Annotated in this window: 19 protein-coding genes; 7 read left to right on the forward strand and 12 right to left on the reverse strand. The window is 63.8% G+C overall.

What is annotated here, in order from left to right; genetic code table 11:
- Positions 1-13: 13 nt before the first annotated feature.
- Both ACODSN_RS04425 and ACODSN_RS04430 read right to left on the reverse strand, forming a co-directional pair.
- Positions 14-166 (reverse strand): hypothetical protein, encoded by a 153-nt coding sequence (locus ACODSN_RS04425; protein WP_489053455.1) that lies wholly within the window; start codon positions 164-166, stop codon positions 14-16.
- Positions 167-192: 26 nt separating this feature from the next.
- A complete protein-coding gene (locus ACODSN_RS04430; RefSeq protein ID WP_489053457.1) occupies positions 193-1,785 on the reverse strand; it encodes an isocitrate lyase in 1,593 nt (530 codons plus the stop codon).
- 134 nt (positions 1,786-1,919) lie between these two features.
- On the opposite strand from ACODSN_RS04430, the gene ACODSN_RS04435 reads away from it, so the two are divergent.
- Positions 1,920-3,317 (forward strand): helix-turn-helix domain-containing protein, encoded by a 1,398-nt coding sequence (locus tag ACODSN_RS04435; RefSeq protein ID WP_489053459.1) that lies wholly within the window; start codon positions 1,920-1,922, stop codon positions 3,315-3,317.
- On the opposite strand, the gene ACODSN_RS04440 is transcribed toward ACODSN_RS04435, so the two are convergent.
- The 7 genes from ACODSN_RS04440 to ACODSN_RS04470 form a co-directional block, all read right to left on the reverse strand.
- A complete protein-coding gene (locus tag ACODSN_RS04440; RefSeq protein WP_489053758.1) occupies positions 3,314-3,517 on the reverse strand; it encodes a hypothetical protein in 204 nt (67 codons plus the stop codon). The two genes, ACODSN_RS04435 and ACODSN_RS04440, sit on opposite strands and share 4 nt — an antisense overlap.
- A 40-nt stretch (positions 3,518-3,557) precedes the next feature.
- Positions 3,558-4,496, reverse strand: a complete 939-nt coding sequence (locus ACODSN_RS04445; RefSeq protein WP_489053460.1) for a right-handed parallel beta-helix repeat-containing protein — start codon at positions 4,494-4,496, stop codon at positions 3,558-3,560.
- A 245-nt stretch (positions 4,497-4,741) separates the two neighbouring features.
- Entirely contained in the window at positions 4,742-5,719 is a 978-nt protein-coding gene (locus ACODSN_RS04450) for a hypothetical protein (protein ID WP_489053462.1), read from the reverse strand.
- Positions 5,720-5,819: 100 nt separating this feature from the next.
- Entirely contained in the window at positions 5,820-8,420 is a 2,601-nt protein-coding gene (metH, locus tag ACODSN_RS04455) for a methionine synthase (RefSeq protein WP_489053464.1), read from the reverse strand.
- A 139-nt stretch (positions 8,421-8,559) separates the two neighbouring features.
- Complete coding sequence (locus ACODSN_RS04460) at positions 8,560-9,606, reverse strand: homocysteine S-methyltransferase family protein (protein ID WP_489053466.1); 1,047 nt, start codon at positions 9,604-9,606, stop codon at positions 8,560-8,562.
- Positions 9,603-10,550 (reverse strand): methylenetetrahydrofolate reductase, encoded by a 948-nt coding sequence (metF, locus tag ACODSN_RS04465; RefSeq protein WP_489053467.1) that lies wholly within the window; start codon positions 10,548-10,550, stop codon positions 9,603-9,605. Before metF ends, ACODSN_RS04460 begins: the two co-directional genes overlap by 4 nt.
- Positions 10,547-11,518 (reverse strand): ArsR/SmtB family transcription factor, encoded by a 972-nt coding sequence (locus ACODSN_RS04470; RefSeq protein ID WP_489053469.1) that lies wholly within the window; start codon positions 11,516-11,518, stop codon positions 10,547-10,549. The genes metF and ACODSN_RS04470 overlap by 4 nt, the downstream gene beginning before the upstream one ends.
- 215 nt (positions 11,519-11,733) lie before the next feature.
- Here ACODSN_RS04470 and ACODSN_RS04475 point away from each other — a divergent pair, with 215 nt between their 5' ends.
- On the forward strand, positions 11,734-11,949 hold the full coding sequence (locus tag ACODSN_RS04475; protein ID WP_489053470.1) for a circumsporozoite protein: 216 nt from the start codon (positions 11,734-11,736) through the stop codon (positions 11,947-11,949).
- 78 nt (positions 11,950-12,027) lie between these two features.
- Positions 12,028-12,285, forward strand: a complete 258-nt coding sequence (locus ACODSN_RS04480; RefSeq protein ID WP_489053472.1) for a hypothetical protein — start codon at positions 12,028-12,030, stop codon at positions 12,283-12,285.
- A gap of 56 nt (positions 12,286-12,341) precedes the next feature.
- On the opposite strand, the gene ACODSN_RS04485 is transcribed toward ACODSN_RS04480, so the two are convergent.
- Positions 12,342-12,764, reverse strand: coding sequence for a hypothetical protein (locus ACODSN_RS04485; RefSeq protein WP_489053473.1), 423 nt, complete (start codon positions 12,762-12,764; stop codon positions 12,342-12,344).
- A 187-nt stretch (positions 12,765-12,951) separates the two neighbouring features.
- Between ACODSN_RS04485 and ACODSN_RS04490 the strand changes: the two genes are divergently transcribed.
- A complete protein-coding gene (locus tag ACODSN_RS04490) occupies positions 12,952-13,959 on the forward strand; it encodes an esterase-like activity of phytase family protein (RefSeq protein WP_489053474.1) in 1,008 nt (335 codons plus the stop codon).
- A gap of 201 nt (positions 13,960-14,160) precedes the next feature.
- Here the strand turns inward: ACODSN_RS04490 and rpmB are convergent, their stop codons facing one another.
- Positions 14,161-14,454 carry a 50S ribosomal protein L28 gene (gene rpmB / locus ACODSN_RS04495; protein ID WP_489053475.1) on the reverse strand — a complete coding sequence of 98 codons (294 nt, stop codon included), beginning with the start codon at positions 14,452-14,454 and terminating at the stop codon, positions 14,161-14,163.
- 156 nt (positions 14,455-14,610) lie between these two features.
- On the opposite strand from rpmB, the gene ACODSN_RS04500 reads away from it, so the two are divergent.
- Positions 14,611-14,832 carry a hypothetical protein gene (locus ACODSN_RS04500; protein WP_489053476.1) on the forward strand — a complete coding sequence of 74 codons (222 nt, stop codon included), beginning with the start codon at positions 14,611-14,613 and terminating at the stop codon, positions 14,830-14,832.
- A gap of 37 nt (positions 14,833-14,869) precedes the next feature.
- Positions 14,870-15,328: a nucleoside deaminase gene (locus ACODSN_RS04505; protein WP_489053478.1), complete on the forward strand. Its 459-nt coding sequence runs from the start codon at positions 14,870-14,872 to the stop codon at positions 15,326-15,328.
- Here the strand turns inward: ACODSN_RS04505 and ACODSN_RS04510 are convergent.
- Positions 15,290-17,218, reverse strand: a complete 1,929-nt coding sequence (locus ACODSN_RS04510; protein WP_489053480.1) for a hypothetical protein — start codon at positions 17,216-17,218, stop codon at positions 15,290-15,292. The genes ACODSN_RS04505 and ACODSN_RS04510 overlap by 39 nt on opposite strands.
- A gap of 47 nt (positions 17,219-17,265) precedes the next feature.
- Here ACODSN_RS04510 and ACODSN_RS04515 point away from each other — a divergent pair, with 47 nt between their 5' ends.
- Positions 17,266-17,682 carry a GtrA family protein gene (locus ACODSN_RS04515; protein ID WP_489053481.1) on the forward strand — a complete coding sequence of 139 codons (417 nt, stop codon included), beginning with the start codon at positions 17,266-17,268 and terminating at the stop codon, positions 17,680-17,682.
- Position 17,683 lies beyond the last annotated feature (1 nt).

A 17,683-nucleotide genomic window follows, 5' to 3' on the forward strand; every position in this document is an offset into this window, starting at 1 on the left:
CGGATCGGACGAATTAGCGCAGGCGTCCAAGCCGGTGATAAAGGTTGGCGTACTTCACCGATTCCGGCGAGTCCTTCACCTTTTGCAGATAGTCGCCGACCGCGGTGCGGATCAGGGTGAAATCCTCGGTCGAAAAGACCGCGCGACTGCGAGTAGGTTCGGTCATCTTGTCTTCCTTTCTCGATCGAAGGTTCAGGCCGCGAACTGGTTCATCGTGTTGTGCGCGCCGCCAGCCTTGAGCGCGGCTTCCTTGGCGAAATATTCCTTATGGTCATCGCCAATGTCGCTTCCGCTCATGTTCTGATGCTTGACGCAAGCGATACCCTGGCGGATTTCCTTGCGCTGCACGCCCTCGACATAGCCCAGCATACCGGCGTCGCCGAAATATTCTTTGGCGAGATTGTCGGTGCTCAGCGCCGCCGTGTGATAGGTCGGCAGCGTGATGAGGTGATGGAAGATGCCCGCCCGCGCAGCGGCGTCGCGCTGGAAGGTGCGGATCTTTTCATCGGCCTCTGCGCCAAGGTCGGTCGCGTCATAATCGGCGCTCATCAGCTTCGCCCGGTCATAGGCGCTGACATCCTTGCCCGCGGCGGCCCAGGCGTCGAACACCTGCTGACGGAAGTTCAGCGTCCAGTTGAAGCTCGGCGAATTATTATAGACGAGCTTGGCGTTTGGCACGACTTCGCGGATGCGATCGACCATCGACGCGATCTGTTCGATATGCGGCTTCTCGGTCTCGATCCACAGCAGGTCCGCGCCGTTCTGGAGCGAGGTGATGCAGTCGAGGACGCAGCGGTCCGCGCCGGTTTCCGGGCGGAACTGGAACAGGTTGCTGGGCAGGCGCTTGGGACGCAGCAGCTTGCCCTCACGGCTGATGACGACGTCGCCATTGCCGATCTGGGTGAGGTCGATCTCGTCGCAATCGAGAAAGCTGTTATACTGGTCGCCGATGTCGCCCGCTTCCTTGGAGAAAGCGATCTGCTTGGTCAGGCCAGCGCCCAGCGAGTCGGTGCGGCTGACGATGATGCCGTCATCGACGCCCATTTCGAGGAAGGCGTAACGGCAGGCGCGGATCTTCGCGAGGAAGTCCTCATGCGGCACCGTGACCTTGCCGTCCTGATGGCCGCACTGCTTTTCGTCCGAAACCTGATTTTCGATCTGGAGCGCGCAGGCGCCAGCCTCGATCATCTTCTTGGCGAGCAGATAGGTCGCTTCGGCATTGCCGAAACCGGCGTCGATGTCGGCGATGATCGGAACGACATGCGTCTCATAATTGTCGATCGCATGCGTCAGCCGCGCGATTTCCATCTCGTTGCCGGTTTCGCGCGCATGGTCCAGATCGCGGAACATCATGCCCAGTTCGCGGGCGTCAGCCTGCTTGAGGAAGGTGTAGAGTTCCTCGATCAGCGCGGGAACGCTGGTCTTTTCGTGCATCGACTGGTCGGGCAGCGGGCCGAAGTCGCTGCGCAGCGCCGCAACCATCCAGCCCGACAGGTACAGATATTTGCCCTTGGTCGTGCCGAAATGCTTCTTGATGCTGATCAGCTTCTGCTGACCGATGAAGCCGTGCCAGCAGCCGAGCGACTGCGTGTAATCGGCGGGGTTCGCGTCATAAGCGGCCATGTCGCGGCGCATGATGCCAGCGGTGTAGCGGGCAATGTCTAGGCCGGTGTGGAAACGGTTCTGCAAGCGCATACGCGCGACCGCTTCGGCTTCGATCCCGCCCCAGCTGGTCTGGCCACCGATCAGGCTGCCGGCTTTCGCGATTTCATTCTGGTACGTCATGGTGATTCCCCGGAAAGGATGGATGCCCCGTCCTAAGCGGCCTTTGTGCGGTGCGGCAGGCCCGATGAAGTTCAGTTGTCGATCTTTACAAAATTCTGCTGTAAAGTTGTAAAGTCTGCACAGGAGTCGCGTTGATGGCCAAGGATCGCCCGGTTTATATGGGGCCGCGCTTGCGGCGGCTGCGGCGCGAGCTGGGCCTCACTCAATCGGACATGGCGGTCGATCTCGAAATCTCCGCCTCCTATGTCGCGCTACTCGAACGGAACCAGCGGCCGCTGACCGCCGACATGCTGCTGCGGCTCGCGCGCACCTACAAGCTCGACATGGCGGAGGTCGCGGGCGATGGCGGCGCGGAACAGACCGCGCGGTTGCAGGCGGTGCTGAAGGACCCGATGTTCGCGGATATCGACCTCCCCACGCTCGCCACCGGCGACGTGGCGGTCAATTATCCCGGCATCACCGAGGCGCTGTTGCGGCTGTACACCAGCTATCATGAGGAGCATCTGGCCCTCGCCGACAAAGGCGTCGGGCGGGAGGTCGAAGCGCAGGACGTCGCCGATCCGGTCGCCGAATCGCGCCGCTTTCTCGCCGCCCGGCGCAACAGCTTTCCGATGCTGGATGATGAGGCGGAAAAGCTCGCGGCGGAAGCCGACCAGCTTGGCGGCCTCGCCGCGTGGCTCAAGGCCCGGCATAATCTGCGCGTCCGCCGCTTGCCCACCGACGTCATGGGCGGGTCGATGCGGCGGCTCGACCGCCATCGCGACGCGGTGCTGCTGGACGACACGCTCGACAGCGCCAGCGCGCAATTCCAGCTCGCGCTCCAGATCGCCTATCTCGACATGCGCAAGAGCGTCGATGCGATCCTGAAGGACGGGCAATTCAGCGAAAGCGGCCGCCGCCTAGCCCGACGCGCGCTCGCCAGCTACGCCGCCGCCGCGATCCTGATGCCCTACACCGCCTTCGCCAAGGCCGTGGAAGCACGCCGCTACGATGTCGAAGCGCTCGCCCGCCAGTTCGGCACCAGTTTCGAACAGACCGCCCATCGCCTCACCACCCTTCAAAAGCCGGGGCAGGAACGGGTGCCCTTCTTCTTCCTGCGCGTCGATCCCGCCGGCAATGTCAGCAAACGGCTGGACGGCGCGGGCTTCCCGTTCGCCCGTCATGGCGGATCCTGCCCGCTCTGGTCGGTGCATCGCGTGTTCGAAACCCCGCGTGAGGTCGTGACCCAGTGGCTCGAACTGCCCGATGGCGAGCGCTTCTTCTCGATCGCGCGCACCGTCACGGCGGGCGGGGGCGGCTGGGGGGCGCCGAGAGTGGATCGCGCCGTCGCGCTATGCTGTGCGGCCGAGCATGCCCATCGCCTCGTCTATGCGCAGGACGCCGCGCCCTCGACCCCCACGCCGATCGGCGTCACCTGCCGCCTGTGCCACCGCAGCGCCTGTCTCGCCCGCTCCGCCCCCCCGATCGGCCGCGAAATGCTGCCCGACGACAACCGCCGCACCCGCGCGCCGTTCGGCTTTACCGACAGTTAGCTTTCGAGCAGATCGATATAGGCCACGACGTCATTGTCGGTCGCGAGGAACAGCCCGTCCTGCACATCCTCCGGCTGCTGCGCGGCAATCCGCATCGCTTCGTCCAGCGATCCGTAAAAGATCGTCGTCGCCGCCCCGCCGCCATCGGCATCGCTCAGATGATACAGGCGGACGGTCGCGTCATGATAGGTCGTGCGCATCGCGCGTTTATCGGCCAATCCGCCCGATCGGGCAAGGCTGTCAGCGCCGGTCCGTAACCTTGATCCCCGACGCCAGCCTGTTCTGGCCGATCCGCACCGCATCGTCGGTGAAATTCGCGACGAAGCTGCTGTTGCGCTCCAGCCCCGGCACGAAGCCCGCGCTATTGCCATCGATCGCGAGGCCGGCGCTGTCATTCTCGCGGCCTTCCGGCGCGACGGTGATGAAGGCGCTCCAATTATCTTTGTTCTTGCCCTGCACCATCTCGTTGCCGCGAATGACGCCGCTCGCGCCGTTGGACAGGTCGATCATATAGTTGGTGAGCGTCCCGGCGCTGTCATCGAAACTATTGTCGGCGATGGTCACGCGGGGCGTGCGGGTCTTGAGATAATGGCCGCCATCGCCCTGGTCGAAGCGCGACCGCGTCACCGTCAGGCTGCCATAACGGCCGATATAGACGCCATGGGCGCAATCCAGATCACGGTCGCAGCGCCCCAGATGCCGGAAGGTCGATTTGTCGATCGTCACCGCGCCGCCCGGATTGTCGCCGCTCAATATCCCTTCCTCGCTGTTGCGGAACAGGCTGTTGACTACGGCCAGATTGCCGCCCTCCAGCCGGATGCCCGCGCCATTGCCGTCGGGCACGCGCAGATTCTGGAAGATGATCCCGTCGATCCTGCTCCACCGGCCACGCAGCACCAGCGCCGCCTTGCCCTCGCATACCACGCCGTCGAGGATCACGGTGCCGGGCGTGGCCGCCTTCACAGTCACGTCGCCCTCGCCCTGCACCGCGCATTGGCGATAGGTGCCGGGCGCGATGACGACCGTGCCCTTCCCGCCGCCGATCGCGCCGATGGCGTCGCTCAGCGAACCATAGGCCTTATCCGTTTCCGCGACCGTAAATGGCGCGGGACGGCTCTGCGCCAGCGCCGTGGCGGTGACGGCGGCGGACAGCAGGAGAAGGGTGGATAATAAGCGCATGGCGGTAAACTAGGCGCTTTGAATGCAAGCGCCAATGACAGGAAATGGTTAACGACAGCATGCCCCAGCATGGGACATAATGGAGACCAAAGTTAACGCGGCCAGCCCTCGCATCCGGGCCGAATATTGTCCCAATATTGTCGGCTAGAGCATGATCCGATCGGATTGAGTCGGATCATGCTCTGTTTGTCTTTTGTTTTCCGCATTTCCGAGCCAGCAGATGATCCATCTGCTTCGAAAATGCCCTAGGGTATCATATTAGGGGCGGCCGGTGCGGCCGGCATGGAAAATCCCCCGAAACGACGGGCCGGCTGGAATTTAAGGGAAAGGCACAGATTGCGCCTGTTCGTCAGTATCGTCGTGCCGTCTGCCTTGTTCGTGCCATCGAGCGTCAGGTCCATCGGCAACAAGCCGCAGGATATGCGCATCATGCCGAACAGGGCGTCGAACGCGTTCGCGGGAACGCTCTTGGGCCAATTCGTGACCTCGCCGGGATTCTTGAAAATATTGGTCGGCGAAAGACCCAGACAGGATACCGCGTCTTCCACGGTATTGATCGAATCGGGCCTGGCGTTGTTTTTGCACTTGCTGTTGCCCGCGGCGTCCTGGTCGTTGGCAAGGACAAGCGCGAGGATTTCCTGCGTCGAGCGATAGGCTGCCGCGCCGCGATGCGCGCCGTCGAGCGACGCGCTGACAAGACGGAGAAATTTCCAGGCCGCGCTTAACATGTCACCGCTGCTGGCGGCTTTGAGGAAGTCGGCCGCCTGCCGTTGGGGCAGTGCCGCAACGACCAGCCGGACGATCTTATATTCCATCTGAGGGACATCGGCCTCAAATAGCGCGGCATGGGCATTGCATGTCTGCGCCGCAGTGGGAATGGTCGTGCAGCGATCCGTCAGCACCTGTCCATTGCTGTCTTTGACATCATATATGTGGGCGGCGAGATAATTGACCTCGCGCGTCGCGCTGACGATATAATCCAGGAAAGCATCCGCTTCTTTGCCATCTTTGACCGTTGCCAGTCCGACGCGTGAAGCCAATGCGATAATTATGGTGCTTCGCAGCAACTGCAACTGCTTCGATCCCGACGCATCGAACAGCCGCTTGTCCATGAGCTTGCCCGGATAACCGCCGCTATGGCGCAATTCATTCAACGGAACGGCACAGCCTGACAAAAGCGCCAGCATCGCCAAGCAACCCGCCAACTTGTTCAATCCGGACATGCAAATTCCCCCTTATTTCAGGGGGTCATATTGAAGATGATTGTTTTTTACATCCGTTATTTCTTATCCGGAATGAATATATATCCAGATATCGTATCGCTTAATCCAAATTCGGCCGCAAATAGCGCTCCGCCGTGTCGAGATCGATGCCGCGCCGCTGCGCATAATCTGCAAGCTGGTCACGCCCGACCCGCGCCACGCCGAAATATTCGGCCTGGGGATGGCCGAAATAGAAACCGCTGACCGCCGCCGTCGGCAGCATGGCGAAGCTTTCGGTCAGCGTCGCGCCGGTGGCGTGATGCGCGTCGAGCATGTCGAACAGGATCGGCTTGAGGCTATGCTCCGGGCAGGCCGGATAGCCCGGCGCCGGGCGGATGCCGCGATATTGTTCCTTGATGAGCGCCTCGTTGGTCAGCTGCTCCCCTTCGGCATAGCCCCACAGCGCGGTGCGGACATAATGGTGCAGCCGCTCGGCAAAGGCCTCCGCGAGACGATCGGCGAGCGCTTTGAGAAGTATGTCCGAATAGTCATCGATCGCCGCCTTGAACTTCGCCAGATGCGGTTCGATGCCGTGGATCGACACGGCGAACCCGCCCATCCAGTCGCCATCATGGCTGATGAAGTCGGCGAGGCACATATTGGCCCGTCCCTCCCGCTTGGCGATCTGCTGGCGCAGCATCGGCAGGCGGACATGCTTTTCATCCTCGACATGGACGATGATGTCATCATCCTCGCGACGACACGGCCACAGCCCTGCCACGCCGCGCGCGGTCAGCCATTTTTCGTCAATGATACGGTCCAGCATCGCCTGCGCATCGCCGAACAGGCTGCGCGCGCTTTCGCCGACGACCGGGTCCTCCAGGATCGCGGGATAATTGCCCGCCAGCTCCCATGCGCGGAAGAAGGGCGTCCAGTCGATATACTCCCGCAGGTCCTTCAGATCCCAGTCGGGAAAACGATGCACGCCGGGCAAGCGCGGCCTTGGCGCCTTCAGGCTCTCGTCGATCTCGAACGCATTGGCGCGCGCATCCTCGATGCTGACCAGCGCGCTCTGTCCCTTGTTGGCGCGGGCGACGCGGACATGCTCATAATCATCCTTCGTTTTTTGCACGAAGTCGGTTTTCTGCGTCTCGGAGACCAGCGCCGTCGCCACGCCCACGGCGCGGCTGGCGTCGAGCACATGCACGACCGGCCCGGTAAAGGCCGGGTCGATGCGCAATGCCGTATGCACGCGCGATGTCGTCGCCCCGCCGATCAGCAGCGGCATCGTCATATTGGCCCGCTGCATTTCGACCGCGACCGTCACCATCTCGTCCAGCGAGGGGGTGATGAGGCCGCTCAGGCCGATCATGTCCGCGTCATTCTCGTTCGCGACCTTGATGATGTCCTGCCAGGGCACCATCACGCCCATGTCGATCACTTCGAAGCCGTTGCACTGGAGCACGACGCCGACGATATTCTTGCCGATATCATGGACATCGCCCTTGACCGTCGCCATGACGATCCGGCCCTTGCCCTTCGCGCCCGGTTCCTTTGCCGCCTCGATATAGGGCAGCAGATGCGCGACCGCCTTCTTCATGACCCGCGCGGATTTGACGACTTGGGGCAGGAACATCTTGCCTGCGCCGAACAGGTCGCCGACCACGTTCATGCCATCCATCAGCGGCCCTTCGATCACCTCGATCGGCTTGACGGCGGCGAGGCGCGCTTCCTCGGTATCGTCGACCACATACATGTCGATGCCCTTGACCAGCGCATGTTCCAGCCGCTTGGCGACCGGCCAGCTACGCCATTCCTGCGCCGCCTTTTCCGTCGCCGCATCGGTGCCCTTGAAGCTTTCGGCCAGCGCGACGAGCCGGTCGCCGGCTTCCGGATCGCTGTTCAGCAGCACATCCTCGCACGCCTTGCGCAGCGCCGGATCGATCGCGTCATAGACGTCGAGTTGCCCCGCATTGACGATCGCCATGTCCAGCCCCGCCGGGATGGCATGATAGAGAAAGACGCTGTGCATCGCCCGGCGCACCGGCTCGTTGCCCCGGAACGAGAAGCTGAAATTGGAAAGGCCGCCCGAAATATGGACATGCGGGCAGCGCGCCTTGATCTCGCGGCATGCCTCGATGAAGTCCATGCCGTAATTATTATGCTCTTCGATCCCGGTGGCGACGGCAAAGATATTGGGGTCGAAGATGATGTCCTCGGGCGGAAAGCCGATCGTCATCAGCAGCTTGTAGGCGCGCTCGCAAATCTCGACCTTGCGCTCTTTCGTATCGGCCTGGCCGGTCTCATCGAACGCCATGATGACCGCCGCCGCGCCATAGGCCATGCATTTGCGGGCATGGAACAGAAAGGCTTCCTCGCCTTCCTTCATGCTGATCGAATTGACGATCGGCTTGCCCGACACGCATTTGAGGCCCGCCTCGATCACCTCCCATTTCGAGGAGTCGATCATTACCGGCACGCGGCTGATGTCCGGTTCGGCGGTCATCAGCTTGAGGAAGGTCGTCATCGCCTCGACCGCGTCGAGCAGCCCTTCGTCCATGTTGACGTCGACGATCTGCGCGCCATTTTCGACCTGTTCGCGCGCGATGTCGATCGCGGTGGCATAGTCGCCCGCCATGATGAGCTTCTTGAACTTGGCGGAGCCGGTGACGTTGGTGCGCTCGCCGATATTGACGAAGGTGGCGGTCGAGGTCTTGGTCATTCCCTATTTCTCTTCTTTTCGTCATCCCCGCGCAGGCGGGGATCCATCTCCCAACATAGCACCGGGGGGAGAAGGCCGGGGATGGATTGGCTTCGCCGTACTGCGTTTCCCGCCTTCGCGGGAATGACGGATGTATGATTCACGCCGCGATGTGCATCGGCTCCAGCCCCGCCAGCCGCGTCACCACAGGCAGTTCCGGCACAATGCGCGGCTTATGCCCCGCCAGCGCCTTCGCCACCGCGCCGATATGCGCAGGGGTCGTGCCGCAACAGCCGCCGACCATATTGACCAGCCCCTCGTCCACCCACTGCCGGATCAGGCTCGCGGTGGTTTCGGGCAGCTCGTCATATTGGCCCAGTTCGTTGGGCAGCCCGGCATTGGGATAGGCCAGGATCAGCGTATCGGCATTTTTCGACAATTCGCTGAGATAGGGCCGCAGCAAATCCGCCCCGAACGCGCAGTTCACGCCGATCGTCAGCGGCTTCAAATGCCGCAGCGAATACCAAAAGGCGTTGATCGTGTGACCCGACAGGTTGCGACCCGACATATCGGTGATGGTAAAGCTCAGCATCAGCGGCACGGGTCGTCCCGCCGCCGCCTCGGCCTCGCGCGCGGCCATGCCTGCCGCCTTGGCGTTCAGCGTGTCGAAGCAGGTTTCGACCAGCAGGAAATCCACCCCGCCCTCGATCAGCGCGTCGCATTGCTCGCGATAATCGGCCTTGAGCGCATCATAATCGACCTCGCGAAAGGCCGGATCGTTGACGTCGGGCGAAATGCTGAGCGTCTTGTTCGTCGGCCCGATCGACCCGGCGACGAAGCGCGGCTGGCCGTCTTTCGCGGTGGCCGCATCACAGCATTTGCGCGCGATATGCGCGGCGGCGATGTTCAGCTCACGCACCAGATGCTCCGCGCCATAATCGGCCATCGCGATTTTGGTCGAGGAGAAGCTGTTGGTCTCGATCATGTCCGCGCCCGCATCCAGATAGGCGGTGTGGATCGCCTCCACGATATCCGGGCGGGTCAGGCACAGCAGGTCGTTATTGCCCTTCTGATCCTTCGCCAGATCGAGCGAGCCGCGATAATCGGCCTCGGTCAGCCCATATTTCTGGATCGACGTGCCATAGCCGCCGTCGAACACCATGATCTTTTCGGCGGCGATTTTGCGGAACTGTTCTTCGGCGGTCATGCGATTATCTCCAGTTCGGGCGCGCTCACCGGCGGCCGCAGCCCCAGCAGATGGCATATCGCATAGCTCAGCTCGGCCCGGTTGAGCGTGTAGAAATGAAAGTCGCGCACACCGCCCGCATAGAGCCTGCGGCACAGTTCGGCCGCCAGCGTCGCCGACACGAGCTGGCGCGCGGCGGGCTTTTCGTCCAGCCCTTCGAACAGCCGGCCCATCCAGCTTGGCACCTGCGTATTGCACATCGCCGACATGCGCTGGACCGCGGCGAAATTGCTGACCGGCATGATGCCGGGGATGATGTCCGCATCGATCCCCGCCGCCGCGACCGTATCGCGGAAGCGGAAAAAGGCGTCGGGCGTGAAGAAGAATTGCGTGATCGCCCGCGTCGCGCCCGCATCGATCTTGCGCTTGAGATTATCGATGTCGCTCTGCGCACTCAGCGCGTCGGGATGGGTTTCGGGATAGGCCGCGACCGAAATCTCGAACGGGTGCCGCTTGAGCAACCCGCCCACCAGTTCGGCCGCGCCCTGATAGCCTTGCGGATGCGGCTCGAACTTCGCGCCCGCCACCGGCGGGTCGCCGCGCAGGGCGACGATATGGCGTACGCCCGCCTCCCAATAGGCGTCGGCCACCTCATCGATCTCCGCCTTGCTCGCCGCGACGCAGGTCAGGTGCGCGGCCGCCGCCAGCGGCGTTTCCTTGGCGATCCGCGCCACCGTATTATGCGTGCGCTCGCGCGTCGTCCCGCCCGCGCCATAGGTGACGGACACGAATTTGGGGGCCAGCGGGCTGAGCGTCTCGATCGCGGACCACAGCTGCTCCTCCATCTTCTCCGTCTTGGGCGGGAAAAATTCAAAGCTGACGTTCAGGTCACCGGCCAGATCGGCATAGAGCGGCGCATCGAGGGCGCACCGCGCTTCATCGGCGGAAAAACTGGTCGAAGTCATGCTGAAATCCGTTCTTCATGTCGCAATATCCGCGCGCCGCGCCGACGCCCGAGCCATAATTGCACCGTCAATTCCTGTCCGGGCAGGGATTCCACCCGTTCCAGATCCAGCCCCGCCCGCGCGAACCAGCCCTGTATCTGATCGTCGGAAAAGCCAAGCCGCGAATGCTGGTCGCGCACCCGCAATTCCTCCCGCTCATGCGGTGCGAAGTCGGCGATCAGCACGCGACCGCCGATCCGCGCCACGCGCGCAGCCTCCGCGATCACCAGCTCGGGCGCCTGCGCATAATGGAGCACCTGATGCAGCAGGATCGTGTCGCTGCTCTCCGTCTCCAGTGGCAGATCGCTGAAATCGCCGAGCGTCAGCGCATATTTGCCGGTCGCATCCTCGGGCAGCTTTGCACGCGCCAGCCGCAGCATGTCGGGGCTGCGATCGAGCGCCGTCACATGATCGGCGGCCGGGCCGAACAATTCGATCATCCGCCCGGTGCCGGTGCCGATATCCAGCATCTGGCCGATCGGTTCACTGGTCAGCAGCGCGGTCATGGCCGCTTCGACATCGGCTTCGGCAACGTGCAGCGAGCGGATCGCGTCCCATTCCTCCGCATGTTCGGCGAAATAGCTTTCGGCCGCCCGCGCGCGATCGGCGCGCACCGCCGCCAGTCGCGCCAGATCGGCCTCCTGCCATAATCTTTCGCTGGGACTGGGGCGCAACTGGTCGAGCAGCGCGAGGAACGGCGCAACCCCGGCGGTGCGCGCCAGACGCAGGAACACCCAGTTCCCTTCCTTGCGGCGCTCCACCAGTCCCGCTTCGGCCAGAATGCGCACATGGCGCGACACGCGCGGCTGACTTTGCCCCGCCACCTGCGCGATTTCGCCCACGGCCAGCTCCATCGCCCGCAAAAGATGGACGATGCGCAGCCGGGTCGGGTCGGCCAATGCCCTGAAAATATCGATCGCCGCGTTCATGCCCAATCATATAAAGAAATCTTTATATGCGTCAATGGCCCAGGCGATCGGGTCCCTAAATCCCGCCTCGTGGGGGTTTGCATCCGGCTTGCGCATGAATGGGATTGCCTTGCCGAGTCCAAAGCATTAGGAATCATACCGCAGGCGCAATGGGGGGTGAACTTTTTCTCCGAGAGTTGTCTGCACCATTTTATTCTCAGAGAGGGGTTTTGCCCATGACCAAATCGATTGCTCTTTCGCTCGTTCTCGCCGCTTCGCTCGGCCTCGCCGCTTGCTCGGGTGGCCATGAAAATGCTGCGAACAACGCTGCCAACGCCGCTGAAAATGCGTCGAACGCTGCCGACAACGCCATGAACGCTGCGGTCAACGCCGCTTCGAACGCCGGCAATGCGGCCGCCAACGCGACGAACAACGCCGCGAACGCGATGTAATTTCCGGCAGCGGAAATGAATTTAGGAAAAGGGTCGCGCCGGTCACGGAGCGGCCCTTTTTTATTGGACGGAACATCCATGGCCTTCACGCGCCGCTCAGCCGCAATCGCCGCCCTGATGAGCCTTGCCGCCTGCGGTTCGGCCCCCGATGATGGCGTCGGCGGAGTCAGCGCCAGCGAGGCGAGCGCGCTGAACGACGCCGCCGCCATGCTCGATGCGCGCTCCGGCGAGGCGCGCAGCACCGACGCGGGGAGCCTCAATCCGGCCGCCGCTGCCGCCGCGCGCGCCGACCGCCGCCGCACTGCCGCGCCGTCAGAGCCGACATCGCACCCTTAAGCCACAAAAAAGGCCGCCCCTCGCGGAGCGGCCTCCCTTGTTTGCAACCTGTCTCTTCAGCAGTCGCGATCGATCGCCCGCCCGGCCAGGGCGCCCACGCCAGCGCCGACGATCGCGCCTGTGGTGCCGTCACCGCGACGGCCATAGCGTCCGCTGCCCTTGCCGATCTCGTTACCCAGCAGGCCACCGGCGATCGCGCCGATGATGGTGCCGCCCGTGCCATTATCGCGGCAGCGATAACCGCCCCGATAATTGTTGCGATAGCCGCGATAGCCGTCGCCACGATAATAATCGCCGCGATAGCCGCGATACCCACGGTCGCCCCGATAATCGCCACGGTCATAGCCGCGATAATAATCGCCACGGTCATAACCGCGATAATAGCCGTCGCGCGCCATGGCGGGGGTCGCCGTCGCGGCCAGCGATGCAACGCCCATGGCCAGCGCCGCGCCCATATTGATCAGAAACTTGGTCTTCATGGCGATGCTCCTCCTTGCCATTTCACGGGCGTATCCAGACAGGGATTCGCCGTCGATGGTCCCGTTATGCGGCACGGGCCTTGAGCGGAGCCTGAATGGCCATGACAGCGCGCGTTCAGCTTTGCGGGCCTGATATCTGCCTGATATCAGGCTGTGCCGGGGCACCATTTGCCCTATGGCGGATCGAATGCGCCGAATCCTGACCGTCCTCGCGCTTGCGATCCTGCTGCTGCCGGCACCTCCGATGGGCAAGCCCCTGATCGTTCGCATGGGCACGCTGCTGGTGTCGGCGCGCGCGCTGCCGCTCAGCAATAGCGACCCGCATCTACGCCGGGCCGGCCTGCTGCCCTATCTGGGAGGCTGGGAACTGACGAGCGCCAATCCCGGCTTTGGCGGCATTTCGGCCATGTTGATCGATCCGGCGGGCGACATATTGGGCCTGAGCGACAGCGGCACGCTGATGGGCTTTCATGTGGGGGCGGGAGCGGCCCAGCGACGACCTTTTGTCGCGCCGCTGCCGGTCCGGCCGCAGGACCGGGACGAGCCATGGTGGGTCTGGGATTCCGAAGCGCTCACCCATGATCCGGCGACCGACCGCTATTGGGTGGGGTTCGAACTGCGCCAGCAGATCTGCCGTTACGCCCCCGGATTCGCGCGGGTCGAGGCATGCCGGACCTGGCCCGACATCATGGCCTGGCCCAAGACCGGATCGATCGAATCGCTCGCCCGGCTGCCCGACGGGCGCTTCCTCGCCATATCGGAAATGGGGATGACGGCGGATGGCCGGCACGACGCGCTGCTGTTCGCGGGCGACCCCGCCGACGACCGCACCGCAGCGCCCATCCATCTGCGTTATGCCCCGCCGCGCGGCTATCGCCCCACCGATGCGGTGGCGCTCGACGCGCGGCACATCCTCGTCCTCAACCGGCGAGTCACGCTCCAGGAGCTGTTCACGGCCACCATCGCGATCGTCGAACTGCCCGATCGTATCGAACCCGGCGCGCTGTTGCAGGCGCGCGCCCTCGCCCGGCTCGCGCCGCCGCTACAGGCCGATAATTTCGAAGGGATCGCCGTGACGCACGAGCGCGGCCAGACGGCGATCTGGATCATCTCGGACGACAATCACGAATTTTTCCAGCGCAGCCTGCTGCTGAAATTCGCGCTGCCGCCGTCGCTCTTGCGCCAAGATCGCTAAGAGCCTGTTCGAGAATGCGCTAACGGCACATCGGCACCAGCCCTCACCCCCACCCGACCGCCCAGACATGGTATCCTGATGGGCGGTCGGGTGGGGTGAGGGCTGGTGCGGCCTATGAAATGCGCTCTTTCGCGCATTTCCAAACGCAGAAAAGCGGCCCGTCGCCGGACCGCCCTTTACCTCTGCACCCAACCGGGCGAATCAGGCGGCGACAGCCGCCTGCTTCTTGACGATGTCGCGCTTGAGGCGACGCGCCTTGAGCGACAGTTTGTCGTCGCTGGTCTTGACCAGCCAGTTGTCGAGACCGCCATTATGTTCGACCGAACGCAGCCCGTGGGTCGACACGCGCAGCTTGACGCTGGTTTCCAGCGTCTCGGAAATCAGCGAGACATTCTGGAGGTTGGGCAGGAACACCCGCTTCGTCTTGTTGTTGGCGTGGGACACATTGTGACCCACCTGGCGGCCCTTGCCGGTCAGTTCGCAGATGCGCGACATAGTCAATCAACCTTGTATTCGGGTTCGTTCGGAAAGCGGCGCGGATAGCGGCATATCCCGCCCCCGTCAACCCGCCCGCAGCGCGAGATCATGTCGCTTTCGCAACCTTTCCCTCGCTCCGGGCGTTGCCGCTCCTGTATCCCAAAGGAGGTGACGATGCGAGTCTTGGGTGGATTATTGCTGATCGCGCTGCTGCTGGTCGGCGCGGGTATCGCGCTTGGCTTCATCGACGTGCAAAAGACGCGCGACGGGCAATTGCCGCAGGTCGCCGTCAAACAGGGCGCTCTGCCGAAATACGAGGCGAGCGTCGCCAGGGTGGAGGTCGGCACCCGCAACGAAACGGTCGAGGTGCCGACGGTCGCGGTCAGGAAACCATAATATTCCCAATCGGGCCAATCGTGTATGGTCTCGCTTCATGCCTTCGCCCTTTCCCTTGCCCGATCCGATGCATCGCGCGCTCGATCTTGCCCGTGCTGCGGGGAAAGCGGGCGAAGTGCCGATCGGCGCGGTGGTGACGCGGGACGGCCGAATCATCGGCGAGGGGGAAAATCGCAACCGGCGCGACAATGATCCCACCGCCCATGCCGAAATCGTCGCCCTGCGCGCCGCCGCCGCCCAACTCGGGGACTTCCGCCTCACCGGCTGCGATCTGTGGGTCACGCTGGAACCATGCCCGATGTGCGCCGGGGCCATTTCCCACGCGCGAATCGCGCGACTCTACTATGCGGTGTCCGATCCCAAGGGCGGGGCGATCGAACAGGGACCGCGGCTTTTTTCCCAGCCACAATGCCTGCACCGTCCCGAAGTCTATGGCGGCCTCGCCGAAGCAGAGGGATCAGCGCTGCTGCGCGACTTCTTCGCCGCCCGCCGCTAAGTCCGGCGCGGCATAATCGATCCGGTAGAGCGTATAAGGCAGCGTCAGCCCGGTGCGCAGTGACACCGGATGCAGCCAGCCCGGCACCTGTCCGCGCATCAACCCGGCATAAAAGCCGCCAGGGCTGCGCGCGGCATAGATCGTGCCTTCGGGGAAATTGGGGCAGATCAGCAGATAGGTCGCATGATGCTGCGCCGCGATTCGCCGGAAGCCTGCCGCTGGCCCGTCAAAACTGTGGTGGATGGCCAGTATCGCTGCCCCATTACGATGATAAGGCCCGGCGATCGCGCTATGATGCGTCGTCGCGATCAGGCGCGGCCCCAGATCGACCATGGTGAAGATCGTCGCGGGCGGCAGCTGGTTCAGCACCTCCAGCGCGGGCAGCGTGCGGCACCGCCCGTTCGCCTTGTCGATCGCCTTGGTCCGCGCGATCGCCGATGGCCGCCACGGCTTCGTCTTTGTCCCGGTCACCTGCGCCCAGAGCGCATTGGCCTGCGGATAGAGCGGATAGGCGAATATCACCGCCACCAGCAGCGTTACCCCCGCCACGCCGAGCCACCGCACCAGCGGCCGTCCGGTCACGATGCCGCGCACCAGCCGATGTCCCGCCCAGGCCGCCGGGGGAATCGCCAGCAACTGCGCCGCTGGCCCCGCTCGCAACGCCCAGAACAGCAAGGCGGTGGAAAAGACCATCATCAGCCCCACCGTCGCCCACGCCCACAGCCGATCCGCGTCGCGCCGCGCCGACCACAGGGCAAAACCAAGCCCGACCAGCCCCGCCACCGGGATCGCCATCAACGGCACGACCACGCTGCGCGCCTGCGCCGTCAGCGGCTTGGCCTCACGGATATTGGCGAGCCACAGCCGCTGCAATTCGGGCGATATCTGATACGCGCCGCTCAGGCATTGCGGCCAGTTCATCCACGCGAACGCGGCGACGCACCCGCCCACGACCATCCCCGCCCCCAGCCGCGCGGGCCAGTGGCGCAGCGGCAGCAGCGCGAGCAGCGTCATGCCGGCGCCGACCGCCGCGAAGATCGCGACCCAGATCGGCGACAGGGCGTCGCACACCATCTGCCGGTTGGCATAGCTCGCGGTTGTCACGAACAGCAGCGATACCGATCCCGTCAGGCTGAGCGCATAGGGCAGCATCCGCCGCCCGGCCCCCTCCCTGAACACCCAGCGCAGCGCGATCAGCGCGCCGCCCGCCGCGAGATAGACGGTCATCTCCATGCCGATCGCCAGCGACAGCGCACTGCTGATCCCCGCGACGATCCCCCCGCGCAGCCAGTCGCGATCGACCAGCCCGGCCAGCATGGTGAGGGCCAGCGCCAGTTGCCAGCCATGATGATCGATGCGCATCGGCGCATACATGCCCATGCTCATCTGCGCCGCCAGCGGGGCGAGGACGGCGAAGAACCACGCCCCCGTCCGGTCCGCGCCATCGCCCGCCAGCCGCCGTGCGATGAACCCCAGGCTCAGCATCAGCGGCAGCAACGGCAGCAGCGGCGCGATCCCGCAGGCAAGCCGGTCGGCCAGCCCCTGATCCACGAACGCGCGGAAGAACAGCATCAGCGCTGCAATCGGCAGGTCCACCAGCCGCGACCAGTGGATGTTGGCGCCACCCGGCGGATCGAGCCGATATTGCCGCAGGTCGAACCAGCCCTGCCCCGCCAGCCAGTCCTTCACCTGCACATAGCGGATATTATCGTCGGTATCGCCGAGCGTCAGCCAGTGGATGGCGGCCCAGCGATTGACCAGAAAACCGGCGACGATGGCGATCCAGATCAGGAAGGTCAGCCATTTCCAGTGGCGTTCGCCCCAGACGGCGATCTGCCGTCCCCGATATCCAACGCGTTCGCGAAGGCTTTGCCCGCTTTGCAAGATCATGGCATTCGCTTAGACGCTCCGCACCAAAGCGCAACGGGGCTTGAGCCATGAAAATCATCGACCGGCTCTCGCCGCAGCATCAGGCCCTCTTCTGGCAGGTGTTCCGCTATGGCGTCACCGGACTGTTCATCACCGCCTGTCAGGCGGCGGTATACTGGACCCTCGCGGCGCTGGCGGGATGGCACCCGCAACTGGCCAACGGCATCGGCTATGTCACCGCGGTCGTGATCGGCTATGTCCTGCACAACGCCTTCACCTTTCGCGGCCATGGCGCGGAGGGGAGCCACGCCGCGCGCAGCGTCCGTTTCGTCGCGGTATCGCTCGTCAGCTACGCACTGAACGCTTTCTGGGTCTGGATCGGCGTCACGCTCATGCGATGGCCGGAATGGTCGCCCATCCCGGCCATGATTTTCGTGACCCCGGCCGTCGTGTTCGGCCTCAACCGGCAATGGGTGTTCAAATGAC

This window comes from Sphingobium sp. FG11, assembly GCF_057809915.1.